We start from the raw sequence: 14,812 nt of genomic DNA, 5'->3' as shown, positions 1-14,812 counted from the left end.
GATCGCGGTGCTCGACCCGTCTTGATCTATCCAGTCTGCGTGAGATGACGGCGCAGCGCCCTATGCGCGAAGAGCCCGCCGACGGTAAGCGCCGCCAGGAGCGTGATGATCCCGGCCGTGATCGCAGGTCCCACGAGCCCGGTGGCGTCCGTGAGAACCATGATGATCGCGGCCACACCGGACGCCGCCAGCAGGAGGCCGCCGCCGATCAGAAAGGGAGCGTAGCCGCGGTGCGCGGCGTCCCAGGCGTCCCTGCTGCTCAGCGCCGCGCGGGTGCGGTAGCCGAGGACGAGGTTGCGGGGAAACCGCCCGGCGCGACATGCGATACCCCACCAGGCAACGGCGATGCTGGCGAGCAGCACGATCGTCGGACCGAGGAGTTCGATGATGGATGGTGACACAGCGTTCTCCTGTTCGTTGGTTCAGGCGTCCCGCGCGCGGAGCGTGACCGCGGCCGCCGCCCACAGCACGACGACCCAGGCCAGCAGCACGAGGTAGCCCTGCCAGGGCGTAAGTGCCGCGGTTGTCTCAAGGTCGGAGATGAGCATCCGGCCTGCGGTGGTCGGGAAGTACGCGGCCGCGTCGCGGATCATTTGGGCGGGGATGGAGGCGATGACGGAGGGCAGGATCGTGACCAGCGGCAGCGTGACGGCGAGCCCGGCGATCACGTTGCGCAGCAGCATCCCGATCGCGGTGCCCAGCGCGGCGATCGCGGCGAGGTACGCGCCCGACCCGAACGCCAGGCCCGCACCGGTGGGCCAGTCGTTCGGGTAGTCAATCCCGGCCGCGGGCAGGAACGTGAGCGGGATGCTCAACGCCAGGCCCGCACCGACCGTACCGATCCCGAAACTGAGGGCCGCGGCCGCGATCGTCTTGGCGGCCAGCACCGGCAGCCGGGTCGGGGCGGCCAGCAGGGAGAGCTTGATCTGTCCCGACCCGTACTCGCCGGTGGCCGCGAGCACGGCGATGACGGCGATGAGCACCTGCGCCCACAGCACGCTATCGACGAACTGCATCGGACGTGCCTCGATGAGCTGCCCGGCGAACCTCGGGTCGGTCAGCCGGGACACCAGCCCCAGCCCTTGCAGCAGCCCGGAGCCGACGATCATGACGAACGCCACGGCCGCAAGAATCCAGTTCGAGCGCAGCGTGGTCAGCTTCACCGTCTCGGAGGCCACCGCCCCCACGAGGGCGGGTCGACCGCGCCCCAGGGAAGGGGCGGCCGTGCTGAGAACAGACATGGTGGTTTCCTTTCGTCACACGTCGCGGGCGCGCAGCAGGACGCCCGCGACGAGGGTCGCGCCGGCCATCCAGGCCAGCAGCACGAGATACCCGCCCCACCAGGACAGCGAGGCGTCGAGATTGTCGGGGAGGAACACGAGCTGTCCCGCCGGGGTCGGCAGCCACGCCGCGGCCCTCTGCACCCACTCAATCGGGATCAGGGCCACGGCGAACGGTGCGACTGTGAGCAGCGCCGCCACGGCCAGCATCGCGCCGACTAGATGACGGATGATCGCGGCCATCGCCACCGAGAGCGCAGCGATCGCCGCGAGGTAAAGCCCCGCGCCCGCCGCAGCCCGCATCGCGACCTCCACCGCAGGGGGCGCTTCGAGCAGCAGAGCGTTCCCGATGAACGCGATCGCCGCCCCTGTAGCACCAGCCAGCCCTGCCGGCACGGCGACGGCGAGCTGCTTACCCAGTAGAACAGGGATGCGGGTCGGCACGGCCAAGAACGTCACCCGTGCCGAGCCAGACGTATATTCCGAAGCCAGGAACACCACGGCGGGGATCGCCACCAGCAGTTGCACCCACGACATGCTCCCCAGCACGTCCTGGGCCGCGACCCCGGCAGAAAGGCCCGAGTCGGCGCCCGCGGCGATCGCCGGCAGCATCCCCATCACGGCAAGGCCGACGACGACCGCGACGAACACCGGGACGTTCGAACGCAACGTGACGAACTTGATCCACTCGCCGTGCAGCACCCGACCGAAGCTCACCCGCCCGGCCGCTACGTCAAGAGTCGTGATCGTCACGGCTGCTCGTACCCGTCGCCTCGTACTCCACCGCGCCACGGGTGAGCTCGATGTACGCCTCCTCGAGCGTGCGGCCCACCGGCGTCACCTCGAACAGCACAATGTCGTTCTCGGCCGCGATCCGGGCGATGTGCTCCGCCTCCAGACCGCCGACGTCCATCGCGTCGTCGCCGCGCACGGTGAACGTGCCGCCCGCACGCGTCAGGAGCAGCTTCAGATCGTCCAGCCCGGCCGTGCGCACCCGTACCGACTTGCCCTGGGTGAGCGCGTCCACCGGAGTGTCGGCGAGGATGCGGCCCCGACCGATCACGATGACGTGCGAGGCGACCAGCGCCAGCTCGGTCAGCAGATGCGACGACAGGAACACCGTCCGCCCCTCGGAGGCGAGCCCGCGCAGCAGTTCCCGCATCCAGGTCACCCCGTCGGGGTCCAGACCGTTCACCGGCTCGTCCAAGATCAGTGTGCCAGGATCGCCTAGCAGCGCGACCGCGATCCCGAGCCGCTGCGACATTCCCAGCGAGAACCCGCCCACCCGCTTGCGGGCAACCGACGCGAGACCGGCCAGGTCGATCACCTCATCCACCCGCGCCCGCCCGATCCCGTGCGTGGCGGCAACCGCCCGCAGATGATTGACGGCCGTGCGGGAGCGGTGCGCGGACTTTGCATCCAGCAACGCCCCCACCTGACGAAGCGGCAACCGCAACTGCGCATACCGCTGCCCGTCGATCAGCGCCTCACCCGACGAGGGCCGGTCCAGCCCGACGATCGCCCGCATCGTCGTGGACTTTCCCGCACCGTTCGGCCCGAGGAACCCGGTCACCCTCCCCGCCGGCACCTCGAACGCCACATCATCCACCGCCAGTTTGCTGCCGTACCGCTTGCTCAAAGAGCGAACCTCGATCACCACAGAAACCTCCTCCATCGCCTGTCACTCGACAGTAAGGACGACGTGGCGCTGCCAACTGCCAACCAGGGGTTGAAATCGAAGTCAGGGGCTCAACCTCAACCAGCCCTCGAACTTCCTCGTGTTGCGGGCCTGAACGCCAATTCGTGATCCTGCGCGAGCGGAGGTCGAGCGCAGTTCGACTCCCCCGCTGCCGGGCTCGATAGGCTGATGGAGCGGCCCGCGATTACTAGGGTCAGAGATCGCATGTGGTATTCGCTGCAATACCACCTATATTTTCACTCCGGGATCTCCATCCTGACCAGGTATTTTGTGCCTCGATGCAAGCCCATCTCCACGGCCGTAGCCTGCGTGCATTCAGGAAGAATGGGAATAGCGCGGGAGCCCAGCGAGGATCGAGGAGCGACGGGGGAGATGGAGGTGAGGTGCGAGAGCGGAGATGAGAAGTGTTGGGAGGTGAGGTTCGTGTCAGAGGTGAACGGTCTGGAGATAGGTCAGCACGGCTCTGACTCGGCGGTTGTCTTCGACCGGGCCGAGGCCGAGTTTGGCGAAGATGCTGCCGATGTGCTTGCTCACCGCGGCGTCGGTGAGCGTGAGAGCGTCGGCGATATCGGCGTTCGATTCGCCGTCCGCCATCAGCGCCAGCACTTCCCGCTCTCGTGCCGTGAGGTTGTCGAGCGGTCCCGGCCGGGAGCCGCTGAGGAGGTGCTGCACCACGTCGGGGTCGATGACCGTCCCACCGGACGCGACGGTTTCGAGCGCTGCCGCGAAGTCTCGAACCCGGTTCACGCGGTCTTTGAGCAGATAGCCGATCGCGCCTTCAGGGAGGGTGAGCAGTTCTCGGGCGTAGGTGTCCGCGATGTATTGCGAGAGCACCATGATCGGCTGGGCCGGGTGCATGGCCCTGATGTCGAGGGCGGCGCGGAGTCCGTCGTCGCTGTTGTCGGGAGGCATCCGAACGTCGGTGAGCACGAGGTCCGGCTGCTCGCCGGCGTCGGTGAGCCGACCGAATGCCATGAGCAGCCCGGGAGCGGTCTGCGCGGTCGCAGCGATGGTGTGGCCGAGCCGTTCCAGGAGAGCGGTCAGCGCCTCGCGCAGCAGAGCGGAGTCCTCAGCGAGCAGCAGGCGCATCGCGCTCGATCCTCTCCGTGAGAATCGGCAGGGTCATATGCAGGGTCGTGGGTCCACCGTCCGGGCTGATGATGCTGAATCGCCCGCCGAGGGTTTCGGCGCGCTCGCGTAGGCCGCGAAGCCCGGTGCCGGCGTTCTCGTCGGCTCCACCGTGCCCGTTGTCGGTGACGACGACGGTGAGCGCATCGTCCCCGATGCCGGCCCGGACGGTCAGGCGGGTCGCGGTGGTGTGCTTGGCGGCGTTGCTGACCGCCTCGGTGACGAGATAGTAGGCGGCGGTCTCCACGGAGGCTGGCAACCGCCCGAACTCCGCCACGTCGAGGCTGAGCGGGACCGGGGTGCGGTCGGCCAGCTCGTTCAGCGCGGCGCGGAGGCCGTGGTCGGTGAGCACAGCGGGGTGGATGCCGCGAACGGTGTCTCGTAACGTCGCCATCGCGTGCTCGGCCTGGCCCTGCGCGGCGTCGAGCGCATCGCGGGCCAGGTCCGTGTCGGTGCCTTGTGCGGTGAGCTCGTCGAGTTCGAGGCTGACCATGCCGAGTCGGGCGGCGAGGGTGACGAGTTCCTGTTGCACGCCGTCGTGCAGATCACGCTCGATGCGCCGTCGCTCGGCCTCGAATGCCGCCACCAGCGCAGCCCGCGACTGAACGAGCCGCTCAACGTTGCGGGCAAGCTCGCGCTGTCGGGGACCGCACAGCACCCGCAACAGCGACGCCTGGCCCGCGGCGAGCACGGCATTGACGTAGGCGAACAGGCACACCGCGAGCAGCGCGATCGGGATGACCGGCCACCAGTTGTCCGGCCCGACGACGATCCGCACGTCGGCGAAGAGATTGATCCGGGTGAGACCGCGCGACCCTGAGACTCCAATGAAGACGAACACGACCAGGCAAAGGCCCTGGACGAACAGAACGGCGAGTGCGATCCAGCCGAGCACGAGGTCGAGCAACAGGGCTGCCGTCTCGCGCCAGGTCGCTCCTTCGGCCACCCTTACCGCCAGCCAAATGTGCCGCTGGTCCGGTGAGAGCGGGACATGGCCGGACACCTGACGGGGGTATCCCAGGATTTGGGTGCGGCGGCGTTCAAGCGCACCGATGACGATGCCCCACAGCGGCAGGAATAGCAGCGTGGCGATCGTGACCGGCAGCAGCAGGACTCCGATCGCGACGCTTGCCAGCAGGTAGACGAGCGTGCGCCACGGCCATCGGCCAAACAGGAACCGCCACGGCGGGCGCATCAGCGCGTGCCACACGATTGCCTGTCTCATACATCCCACCTTACGGACGCGCCCGCGGCCGGGGGTGGACGCCCACCGAAGAGTAGAGCCAGCTCTACCTCGACTCTCCACCCTGCTCCATCGCGCGTGCCGCACTGATCGCGTCGAATGGAGGACGTGACCGAACCGCTCATCCATGCTGAGAACCTGCACAAGACCTTCCCCTCTGCCGGGGCGAAGGAGCCCCGCGTGCCGGTGCTCCGCGGGATCACCCTCGATGTCCAGCCGGGTGAGATGGTGAGCATCGTCGGGCCGTCCGGTTCCGGCAAGTCCACGCTTCTCTACTGCTTGTCCGGGCTCGAACCCTCCGACTCCGGCTCCGTGCAGCTCGCCGGGCGAGAAATCCGCGCCCTCGGACGTGGTGCTCTCGCCACTCTGCGCCGCAAGCACGTCGGCTTCGTGTTCCAGTCCTACAACCTCATCCCCTCGCTAACCGCGAGGGAAAACATCGCCCTGCCTGCTCGCCTCGCCCGCCGCCGGGTAGACCGGGCAGGGGTCGACCGCGCGTTGGCCGACGTGGGGCTGGCGGATCGCGGCGGCCACCGTCCTGGACAGCTCTCGGGCGGTCAGCAGCAGCGCGTCGCCATCGCCCGCGTGCTCGCCATGCGCCCCGACATCGTGTTCGCCGACGAACCCACCGGCTCGCTCGACACCGCAACAGGCTCCGACGTGCTCGGGCTCCTGCGCGCGGCGGCGGGCGACGGCCGCTCGGTCATCGTGGTCACCCACGACTTGGAAGCGGCCGCGCTCGCTGATCGGGTGCTCGTGCTCCGAGACGGCCTCATCCATAGCGAGCTGCGCCGCCCCACGCCGGAACAGGTGCTCGAAGCGATCACACTTGCGAGGACGGTCGCGTGATGCGCCTCGTGCTGTCCGACCTAGCTGCACAGGCGCGGGTGTGGCTCGGCGTCCTCGCCGTAACGATCACCACCGGCTTCGTCGGTGCGATCGCTGCCGGGCTCATCGAGACCGGCAGCGTCCACGGCGGGCGCGTGCAGGAGGGACTGTCCAGCACCAGCGCCGCCGTCATCATGTTCACCGCCGTCACCGCGCTCATCGTGCTCAGCTCCACCGCGAACCTGACGGTCGCCCTGCAACAGCGCGGCTACGCCCTCTGGCAACTCGTCGGCATCCGACCCGCCCTCGTCGCCCTGGTCGTTCTCACCCAACTCGGGATCGTCGGTACTCTCGGCGCGCTGGTCGGCTGCCTCGTCGCCCTGCCAGCCTTCCCGCCGCTCTTCACCTGGGCGTTCCGCGAGTGGCCGGACATGCAGGGCATCAGCCTGTACCTCGGCACCATCAGCGTGCTCGTCGTGGTCGCCACGATCACCGTCGTCGTGCTGCTCGGCGGACTACGCGGCGCGCGACGCGCCAGCCGCACCCCGCCGATCGAAGCACTACGCGACCCCGAACCACCACGAATCAAGATGGGGTGGCTCCGCATCGTGCTCACCGTTCTCGTTCTCGGCGGCACCGTCGCTCTGGCGCTGACCCTCGACGGCAACGCCACGATCTCCGCGTTCTCGGGCCAAGCCATCCTGCTCACGCCCCTCATCGCCGCCGCCCTCGCCGCAGCAGGCCCGCTCGTATTCCCTCACGTCCTGCGAGCCTGGACATCGCTCCTTACTGCCGAGACATCCGCATCCTGGTTCCTTGCCCGCAACTCCGCCCGCTACCGGCTCAGCCAGTCAAGCGCCGCAATCAGCCCTCTCATGGTCGCCATCGCCCTCGCCGGCGGTCTCTACACCACCGGCGCGACCCTCGCCGCAGCCCAAGCAGAGCGAACCGGCAGCACCGACGGATTCGACCTCGCCCCCGAAGGCGTCGTGATCCTGCTCGGCGGCCCACTTCTGCTCTCAGCCGTCGCAGCCGCCGCAACCGTGTTCATGTCTGGCCACGCCCGCGAACGCGAGTTCGCTCTGATCCAAACCGCCGGCTCAACTCACGCAGCCGTCACGCTCACCGCGATATGGGAAGCGGTCATCTACACCATCACCGCGGCGATCCTCGGCACCCTCGCCACCGTCGTCGGGGGTTTCATCATCGCCGCCAAGCTCTCCCTGCCCTTCCCCGTCGTATCGTTCGCAACTCTTGGCCTGATCGCAGGTGGCGGCTTCCTGCTGATTCTCGCGGCGACCGTCGTGCCAACAGTCGCCGCACTCCGCCACGAGATACCACGCACGCTTGCCGTCGAGTAACGCCGTGCCGAGCGCCGGCCCCATCCGATACCTGCTGCAAGCGTCGCGGAGCTCGGGTCCGCAACGCCCTTGCGGCTTGCGGAAACGAGCACCGGGACGCACAATCTCGAATCGGATGCCACCCGTTTCATGTGCCAACTCATGTGCTACCGGCCGTGTAGGTGCCTGAATCCTGAAGGAGTTGTCCACAGACCGAGGGGCTTACTTCGCTGTATTTCCGGGCCCGAGAAGCCGATTCATGATCCTGCGCGCGAGGGGGTCGAGTGCAGTTCAACTCCCCGGTCGCGTGGAGGGCCGGCCATAGGCTGAGGGGATGGTTGAATTCGTCATCTTCTGCGTGCCTGCGGTTATCTACCTGATCGTGCAGTCGCGCGGTAGCGAGCGGACATTCAGGTCAGCGTTCGACCGACTCGGCGCGAAGTGGGGCAAGCCATCAGACTACGGATGGGCACTCGCTCTGCTGGTTCCGCTCTTGTTGACCAGTTGGCTGGCAATCGCTCTCATCCCAGCGGAAGTGCTTGGCGATCCGGGTGTGACGATCGCGCGCTTGACATCGTTTGGTGCAGGCGTCGGTGTCGTGCTTCGAGCGCTCGGGGAAGAGGTGCTGTTCCGTGGTCTCCTGGGTGGAGTGCTCATGCGGCGTCTTGGGTTCTTCTGGGGAAACCTCCTGCAATCGGCGGTATTCATCATCCCGCACCTCGCACTTCTCCTCATTGACCTGCGCACCTGGCCCGTGATCCTTGTCCAATTCGCCGCCGGATGGTTGTTGGGCTGGCTTCGTCACAAGACGGGTAGTTTCGTTCCCGGCGCAGTAGTCCATATTGTCACCAACGTTGCCGCTGGGCTGATCACCCTTTAGCGTTGCTTCTCGTGACACTCGCCAGACGCTCGGAGGCACGAGGATTACCTGCCTCCGCAGGGGCGCAAACGTGGCAACATCTTGGCAACGAACGCTAGCGACGAGACCTTCCACGTCGCGCTCCACGCACGCAGAACCCTTGTAAACACGGGTCGAAATGAAGGCCGTCACGCCGTTACGGGGGAGTCGATTCCCCTTTCACAGCGGTAACGTGGTCTCAAATCCCGGCGGGATCATCAACCAAAGCCCCTGGCCATCCAAGGTTTTCGTGTTTCTGTGGGCGTGCTCCAACAATTCACTGCGCGGTCTTTGGCAACTGCACTGCCTTCGAGCCGGTTACGGATCAGCCGATGGTCGTCCGTACAACTGAATTCCTCGTCCTAGCGGTTGCCGCCGGCTCGGACACGGTCGATGATCGCGTCGATCCGGTCATGGATCTCGTTTCTCGCTCTGACCAGTCCGTAGGAGGGGCCGTCGTCTGTGGTTCCCCAGGGGACGAGCACATCGAAGTCGAGTTCGCGCACCAGGGCGAGGCTGTCGAGGTACTCATCCCGAACGCCGCTGTCGAGGACGACCGCTTTCCACTCGCCGTGCTCGATCCAGATGAAGTCGCCGGTGAACAAGAACCGTCGGCTGCCGTTGTCCCACAGGTAGCTCGTCGTGCCGGCGGTGTGTCCCGGTGTCGGGATCACTTTTAGGTCGTGGTCGATCATCTGCGGCTGGTCGAACACACCCGCCACGGGAATCGCCCGAGCCGCCTCCGCGCGGTCACGGTCGTGGACGTACACCGGGACATCCAGGTCGGGCGCACCGTACAGGGCTTCATGGCTGTGGTTGATCAGGAGCCGGCTCGCTCCGCCGAGGTCGCGGATCGCGTTCGCGGAACTGCTCACGCCGGGCGAGTTGTAGATGATCACGTTGCCCTCAGCCCGTTCTAGGACATACGACCTGAGTAGGACGTCACGCTGATACGGCAGGCGCGCTGAGGGTGTGGCGAGCAGACCCTCGATAGGGATATCCAGGGGGCTCAGTTGCGGTTGGGATATCAGTCGATCCATTCGATTGTTTGTCAGCCGGCGCGCCCGAGCGCTGCCACGTTCTGCTCGAAGGAGAGCGGGCCGGGTACGAGCGGAGCGTCGCCTTGGACATGCCGGGTTCCGTCGATAACCATCTGTGCGTAGCGCTGCCAGACGGTGGAGCCTGTTTCGCGGGTGATGTCAGCGACCTTGCCGACCATGAACCCCAGGATGCAGACCTCGTGCCCGCTGAAGTCGGCCCGGAGTTCGCCGGCGTCGATTGCACGGGCGACGAGGCGATCGACAGTAGGTAGGAATCGCTGCCCTAGTTCCTCCGCGAACCGGGTGCCGCGGCCCGGGGAGGTGAGGATGGCGTCGAGACCGCGATCGGAAGCGCGTTTGGTCATCACGCCGAGCAGCAGTCCCCTGAATGCGACTCCGGCGTCCGTGAGCTTCGACGCTTGCTCGGCCAGCTCGACCAGGGCCTCGATCTTCTCGTCGAAGAGTGCATCGAACAACGCCTCCTTGTCCGGGAACTTCCGGTATACCGTGCCGACTCCGACGCCGGCGGCGCAGGCGATGTCGTTCAGGGTCGCCTCCGCCCCGCGCTCGGCGAACACGCGGGCAGCGGCGTCCATCACGCGCTGCCGATTGCGCTGGGCATCCGCCCGGGGTGCTCGAGCAAGGGAAGCAGCCATGTGGTGATCGTAGCGTATCTGGATACGGATGTTCCGAATCCGATTCTAGGCAATCGACGGTGCTGCCGGTATGAAGGCGATTTCGTCGGGCGACCATGGCGGGCGGCGTGGTGTGCCGGTCATACTCGGGGCCGTTGGTGGCGTCCTCGGCCTAGTTCGGCACGGCGGCAGGGCTCTTGCGGAGGAAGAGTCAGCGCACAGGTTCGCGCCGGATGACGCTGCACCGGGTCGGAATTTAGAAGACCGCCGATGCGAGCCCGATGGTCATGCCGACAGGCCCTCGGCGTGGTGTGCCTGCACGGCACGGTTCAGGTCGGCGAAGGCGAGGTCTCCGTGCGCGGCGGAACCGGTCATCACTCCTGAGGCCGTCGAGGCGACGAGCATGGCCATCGGTTCGCTGGCATTGCCTGCAGTGAATACGCCGGGCACCGCTGTCGCTCCGCGGGCATCCGCCGCGATCTGCTGACCGAACGGCGTGATGGTGGCCTCGCCGCCCAGCGCCTCGTACAGCTCGGTGCGCGCGTTGAAGCGGGGCGCGATGACCACGGCATCAACGTCATACGAGTCGCCGCCGTCGACTTCGATGCTGCGCACCTCGGTGCCATCCACGTGCAGCCGTTCCACCCGGGGGCGGATGACGGCGACACCGAGGGCGTCCAGTTGCGCTTGCTGCTCGGGAGTGGGGTTGGCAGCCTCGTGGAGAAAGAGCGTGACGCTCTCCGAGAGCTGGCGGAACAGCATGGCGTGATGCACCGCGATGTCGTCACGGGTGAGGATCGCGATGCGCTGGTCGCGCACCTCCCATCCGTGACAGAACGGGCAATGCAGCACTGTGTGCCCCCATGCCTCACGCACCCCGGGCACCTCCGGGAGCACGTCGATCAACCCGGTTGCGAGGACGACGCGGCGGGCATGAACGCTGAGCTTTCCCGCATCGACATCGATCGTGAAGTCGTCGATCGTGCCGTGAGCGGCGGTGGCCGCTCCTTGAACGATGCGCACACCGACAGATTCCGCTTCGACGCGCCCCTTGGCCAGCAGCTCCAGCGGTGAAATGCCCTCGTTGCCGAGCGCGTTGTGGATGCCATCCGCAGGTGCGTTGCGTGGCTCGCCGACGTCGATCACGACAACGTTTCGGCGGGAGCGGCCCATTGCGATCGCAGCAGCCAACCCCGCGGCACCGCCACCGACGACGACCACCTCTGCCTCGAGCGTCTCCGGTTCTGCGTCGACACTCGTCGATGCAGAACCGGTAGCTGGAGCGTTCACTGTGCTGGTGTCGACGTCGGGGCGCACAGCCACCCACACAGCGCGCCCGGAGGTCGCGGTGACGGGCGATGAACCGGCGCTCACCTCGTGCTTGGCTGCCTCCAGGGCGACGAGATCCTCGCTCGACATCCAGCGAGCGAGACTGTTGCGCCATGCCGATATCTGGGTGGCCACGTACGCGGCTCCTTCAGCGGAATCGCCTGCCACAGTGAGATCCGCCAGTTCGAGCTGCGTGGGTGCGAAACCCGCCTCGGCAAGGGGAACGGTCCAATCGGCCGTGGAAGGATAGCCCAGCGCGGCCAGACCCTCGGCGACGCGATCAGCTAACCCTTCCCGCCCGGTGCCCAGGTCGTCAGGCGTGAGGGCGATCGATCCGCGCATCTCCGTCGCCACCAGCACTCCGCCCGGCCGCAGCACAGACAGTGCCCGTCGCAGAACCTGCAGCGGATCTGCGACGTGATGCAACGACAGTGAGGCCCACACCACGTCCACGCCGGACGGCACGACATTCGTCCAGTCCTCGTCAAGATCGACCTGGTGGGCGTGTACCCGGTCGGCGACACCCGCAGCTGCGGCAGCACCCGTGAGTCGATCGAGCAGCTCCGTGGACAGGTCCAGGCCGTGCACTTGCGCGTGCGGGAATCGTCGTGCGAGGGCGACCGTGCCAGCCCCGGTGCCGGAGCCCAGATCAAGCACTGTCCGCACAGGACGATCCAGAGCAGAAACAGCGCGATCCAACCCCCGCGCGGTCAGGTCCTGGGATAGAACGGCTTCCCGATCGAGGTGCTCAGCGTGCTTCGCTGAGAACTCGTGGGGGTGAACTGGATGACGGGCAACGTGAGAAGTCATGGGGCGACGCTAACGCAGATTCGCTCATATGGCATATGCTTTTGCGTATGACGCAAGAAAAACTGGATGAGGTCGTTCGCCAGAGAATACGAGGGCTCCGCGTGTCGCGGGGATGGACGCTCGACACGCTCGCCGCTCGATGCTTCGTGTCCACATCAACCCTGAGTCGAATCGAGACTGGGAGTCGCCGCATCGCGCTGGAACAGCTCGTCGCCATCGCTCGCGCCCTCGGAACCAGCGTGGATCAACTCGTCGAACCCGACAGCGACGAGGACGTCGTGATCCGCCCCGAGCCCGAACCCATCGCCGGCGCCACTGTGTGGTTGCTCTCCAGGGAGCGGGATCGTCGCGGCGTGACCATTGCCAAAATGCGCATCACGCCGGACCGCGACCTGGGCGGCGCGCAGGTCCACCCCGGATACGAATGGTTCACCGTGCTCACCGGCACCGTCCATCTGCAACTCGGTGAACGCACCATCCTCGTCCACGAAGGCCAAGCCGCCGAGTTCACCACCATGACCCCCCACGCCGTCAAGGCGCACAAGGACCCTGCCGAGATCCTCACCATCTTCGACCATGACGGCGACCACGCCCACCTCCCCGGACACCGCCACGCCTGACGGCCCCACGCTCGCCGCGGCGGGGTTCGATGACGGTCAAGCTCGGACTCTCCGCGGCGAGCAGGTGTAGCTGCTTCTAGTCACGCTCGACGGCGATCACTCGCACTCGGATTCGCCGACTCGGCAGGGCGGGCACCAGGCAACATTCTGGCAATGAACGCTGACGACAGGAACTTGTCGTATTCGCTCGATGCATTCGAAATCCTGAGAACAGGCCAGTTCGGTAGCGGCCACGCCGATTCAGAGTGCCAAAGGGGTTCGAGCTGCGGCTACTCAACGAGCTTCACGCGCTCCTCCGGGTCAGGTTGAACATGTTCACCGCAGCTATCAAAGCGATCAGCTACCGCACGAACCGCAAACGGCAAGAGCGTCCGCATCTAGGATGGGCCCGCGCCCCTGCCAGGGGGTCATCAACTCCAGTGTCCTCACTACAGAGACGTCGGCTGAGCTGACCGCACTGTTCGACCAGGTCAACCCCGCCCGACCTCACCCGAGACATCATCGCAATCCAGACCAGACTGATCCGCCTCGTCGCCGCGATCAGCGCCGGCGTTTCGCGAGCAAGACCAGGCCGCCTTTCGTGAGCGGGACTATCTCGGTAACGGTGTTTCCGGCGGTTTTCATTTAGTAGGTCTCCGCGGCCGGCCAGCGGTCGGCGAAGGTGATGGCGAACGCGTTGAGAGCGGGCTTCCAGCGCATTGTCCATCGGACTCGTCCCGCACCGGTCGGGTCGAGTGATCTGGTGACAAGATACAGGCACTTCAGCGCTGCCTGCTCGGTCGGGAAATGCCCACGTGCTCGGACTGCACGCCGGTATCTGGCGTTGAGTGATTCGATCGCGTTGGTCGAGCAGATCACGGTGCGGATCTCGATGTCGTAGTCCAGGAACGGGATGAACTCTTCCCACGCGGACTCCCACAGCCGGATGATCGCGCCGTACTTCTTGCCCCATTTCTCGTCGAGGTCCTCCAGCGCGGCCCGGGCGGCGTTGGGGTTCGGGGCGGTATAGATCGGCTTCACGTCACGCTTGAGGGCGTCCCAGTCCTTCTTCGACGCCAACCGGAACGTGTTACGGATCAGATGGATGATGCAGGTCTGCACCGTCGTGAGCGGCCACACGTTCGACACCACCTCGGGGAGTCCTTTGAGGCCGTCGCAGACGAGGAAGAACGTGTCACGCACGCCCCGGTTCTTCATGTCGGTCAGGACACTCATCCAGAACTTCGCGCCCTCACCACCTTGCCCAGCCCACAGCCCGAGGACGTCTTTCTCCCCTGCCAGAGTGACGCCGATCGCGGCATAGACCGGCCGGTTGGCGACTTGTCCGTCGCGGATCTTCACCACGATCGCATCGATGAAGATCGCCGCGTAAACCTCGTCGAGCGGGCGCGCTGACCACTCGTTCATCTCCTCGATGACCTTGTCCGTGATCCTTGAGATCGTCTCCTTGCTGACCGAGGCCCCATAGATCTGCGCGAAGTGCGCCGAGATCTCGCCCGTCGTCAGCCCGTTCGCATAGAGCGACAGGACGATCTCCTCGACCCCGTTCAGACGGCGTTGGCGTTTGCGCACGATCTGCGGCTCGAACGATCCGTCACGATCGCGCGGCACATCGATCGTGACCTGCCCGGTCGCTTCGGTCAGCACCGTCTTCGGCCTCGCGCCGTTGCGCACGTTCCTGCCCTCGCGACCCGGGTCGGCACGGTTCTTCTCATGCCCGAGGTGTTCGGTCAGCTCCTCGTTCAACGCCGTCTCGAGCACGTTCTTCGTAAACAACTTCAACAACCCGTCGGGGCCGGTCAGGGACAGGCCCTGTTCCTTGGCCAGCCGGACCAGCTCTGCCGCCGCAGCGGCCTCCGCGGAACGGTCATCATCGTGGTGTTTCTTCGGACTCACAGCATCCAGTGTCGTGCTCATCACGGCACCTTTCCCGCCACGCATCACGCGCGGCGCGTCAGGCCG

At 66.4% G+C, this 14,812-nt stretch carries 14 protein-coding genes; 4 read left to right on the top strand and 10 right to left on the bottom strand.

Annotation, left to right across the window (positions count from 1 at the left end; translation table 11 throughout):
* Positions 1-26: 26 nt before the first annotated feature.
* The 6 genes from CIK77_RS06770 to CIK77_RS06745 all read right to left on the bottom strand — a co-directional run bounded on the left by CIK77_RS06770 (position 27) and on the right by CIK77_RS06745 (position 5,332).
* Positions 27-401 (bottom strand): SdpI family protein, encoded by a 375-nt coding sequence (locus CIK77_RS06770; RefSeq protein ID WP_087056644.1) that lies wholly within the window; start codon positions 399-401, stop codon positions 27-29.
* A 21-nt stretch (positions 402-422) separates the two neighbouring features.
* Complete coding sequence (locus tag CIK77_RS06765; RefSeq protein ID WP_087056645.1) at positions 423-1,241, bottom strand: ABC transporter permease subunit; 819 nt, start codon at positions 1,239-1,241, stop codon at positions 423-425.
* 15 nt (positions 1,242-1,256) lie between these two features.
* Positions 1,257-2,033, bottom strand: a complete 777-nt coding sequence (locus CIK77_RS06760) for a hypothetical protein (RefSeq protein ID WP_140403581.1) — start codon at positions 2,031-2,033, stop codon at positions 1,257-1,259.
* The gene (locus tag CIK77_RS06755) at positions 2,014-2,937 is read right to left on the bottom strand and encodes an ATP-binding cassette domain-containing protein (protein WP_087056726.1); all 924 of its coding nucleotides are present in this window, start codon (positions 2,935-2,937) and stop codon (positions 2,014-2,016) included. Before CIK77_RS06755 ends, CIK77_RS06760 begins: the two co-directional genes overlap by 20 nt.
* A 468-nt stretch (positions 2,938-3,405) precedes the next feature.
* Entirely contained in the window at positions 3,406-4,068 is a 663-nt protein-coding gene (locus CIK77_RS06750; protein ID WP_087056647.1) for a response regulator transcription factor, read from the bottom strand.
* Positions 4,049-5,332: a sensor histidine kinase gene (locus tag CIK77_RS06745; RefSeq protein ID WP_170934266.1), complete on the bottom strand. Its 1,284-nt coding sequence runs from the start codon at positions 5,330-5,332 to the stop codon at positions 4,049-4,051. The genes CIK77_RS06750 and CIK77_RS06745 overlap by 20 nt, the downstream gene beginning before the upstream one ends.
* 126 nt (positions 5,333-5,458) lie before the next feature.
* Between CIK77_RS06745 and CIK77_RS06740 the strand changes: the two genes are divergently transcribed.
* The 3 genes from CIK77_RS06740 to CIK77_RS06730 all read left to right on the top strand — a co-directional run bounded on the left by CIK77_RS06740 (position 5,459) and on the right by CIK77_RS06730 (position 8,398).
* Positions 5,459-6,199: an ABC transporter ATP-binding protein gene (locus CIK77_RS06740; protein WP_249268749.1), complete on the top strand. Its 741-nt coding sequence runs from the start codon at positions 5,459-5,461 to the stop codon at positions 6,197-6,199.
* Positions 6,199-7,539 (top strand): FtsX-like permease family protein, encoded by a 1,341-nt coding sequence (locus CIK77_RS06735; RefSeq protein WP_087056649.1) that lies wholly within the window; start codon positions 6,199-6,201, stop codon positions 7,537-7,539. The genes CIK77_RS06740 and CIK77_RS06735 overlap by 1 nt, the downstream gene beginning before the upstream one ends.
* A 313-nt stretch (positions 7,540-7,852) precedes the next feature.
* A complete protein-coding gene (locus CIK77_RS06730) occupies positions 7,853-8,398 on the top strand; it encodes a CPBP family intramembrane glutamic endopeptidase (RefSeq protein ID WP_087056650.1) in 546 nt (181 codons plus the stop codon).
* Between the two features lie 380 nt (positions 8,399-8,778).
* Here the strand turns inward: CIK77_RS06730 and CIK77_RS06725 are convergent, their stop codons facing one another.
* The 3 genes from CIK77_RS06725 to CIK77_RS06715 all read right to left on the bottom strand — a co-directional run bounded on the left by CIK77_RS06725 (position 8,779) and on the right by CIK77_RS06715 (position 12,230).
* On the bottom strand, positions 8,779-9,315 hold the full coding sequence (locus tag CIK77_RS06725) for an MBL fold metallo-hydrolase (RefSeq protein ID WP_212647537.1): 537 nt from the start codon (positions 9,313-9,315) through the stop codon (positions 8,779-8,781).
* A 152-nt stretch (positions 9,316-9,467) separates the two neighbouring features.
* Positions 9,468-10,112 (bottom strand): TetR/AcrR family transcriptional regulator, encoded by a 645-nt coding sequence (locus tag CIK77_RS06720; RefSeq protein WP_087056652.1) that lies wholly within the window; start codon positions 10,110-10,112, stop codon positions 9,468-9,470.
* 264 nt (positions 10,113-10,376) lie between these two features.
* Positions 10,377-12,230, bottom strand: coding sequence for an FAD-dependent oxidoreductase (locus CIK77_RS06715; protein ID WP_087056653.1), 1,854 nt, complete (start codon positions 12,228-12,230; stop codon positions 10,377-10,379).
* Between the two features lie 47 nt (positions 12,231-12,277).
* Here CIK77_RS06715 and CIK77_RS06710 point away from each other — a divergent pair, with 47 nt between their 5' ends.
* The gene (locus tag CIK77_RS06710) at positions 12,278-12,850 is read left to right on the top strand and encodes a helix-turn-helix domain-containing protein (protein WP_087056654.1); all 573 of its coding nucleotides are present in this window, start codon (positions 12,278-12,280) and stop codon (positions 12,848-12,850) included.
* Between the two features lie 624 nt (positions 12,851-13,474).
* Here the strand turns inward: CIK77_RS06710 and CIK77_RS06705 are convergent.
* Entirely contained in the window at positions 13,475-14,767 is a 1,293-nt protein-coding gene (locus CIK77_RS06705) for an IS256 family transposase (RefSeq protein WP_087056728.1), read from the bottom strand.
* Positions 14,768-14,812 lie beyond the last annotated feature (45 nt).

The organism is Microbacterium sp. JB110, assembly GCF_003335195.1.
Lineage (GTDB): Bacteria > Actinomycetota > Actinomycetes > Actinomycetales > Microbacteriaceae > Microbacterium.
The sequence above is the reverse complement of the archived record's forward strand: the minus strand, read 5'-3'. Positions and strand labels throughout refer to the sequence as shown.

Bases quoted from the DNA above. Each gene is read 5' to 3' on its own strand.
- CIK77_RS06730 (WP_087056650.1), top strand. From the start codon at position 7,853: ATGGTTGAATTCGTCATCTTCTGCGTGCCTGCGGTTATCTACCTGATC.
- CIK77_RS06735 (WP_087056649.1), top strand. From the start codon at position 6,199: ATGCGCCTCGTGCTGTCCGACCTAGCTGCACAGGCGCGGGTGTGGCTC.
- CIK77_RS06715 (WP_087056653.1), bottom strand. From the start codon at position 12,230: ATGACTTCTCACGTTGCCCGTCATCCAGTTCACCCCCACGAGTTCTCA.
- CIK77_RS06745 (WP_170934266.1), bottom strand. From the start codon at position 5,332: ATGAGACAGGCAATCGTGTGGCACGCGCTGATGCGCCCGCCGTGGCGG.
- CIK77_RS06710 (WP_087056654.1), top strand. From the start codon at position 12,278: ATGACGCAAGAAAAACTGGATGAGGTCGTTCGCCAGAGAATACGAGGG.
- CIK77_RS06765 (WP_087056645.1), bottom strand. From the start codon at position 1,241: ATGTCTGTTCTCAGCACGGCCGCCCCTTCCCTGGGGCGCGGTCGACCC.
- CIK77_RS06705 (WP_087056728.1), bottom strand. From the start codon at position 14,767: ATGAGCACGACACTGGATGCTGTGAGTCCGAAGAAACACCACGATGAT.
- CIK77_RS06750 (WP_087056647.1), bottom strand. From the start codon at position 4,068: ATGCGCCTGCTGCTCGCTGAGGACTCCGCTCTGCTGCGCGAGGCGCTG.
- CIK77_RS06720 (WP_087056652.1), bottom strand. From the start codon at position 10,112: ATGGCTGCTTCCCTTGCTCGAGCACCCCGGGCGGATGCCCAGCGCAAT.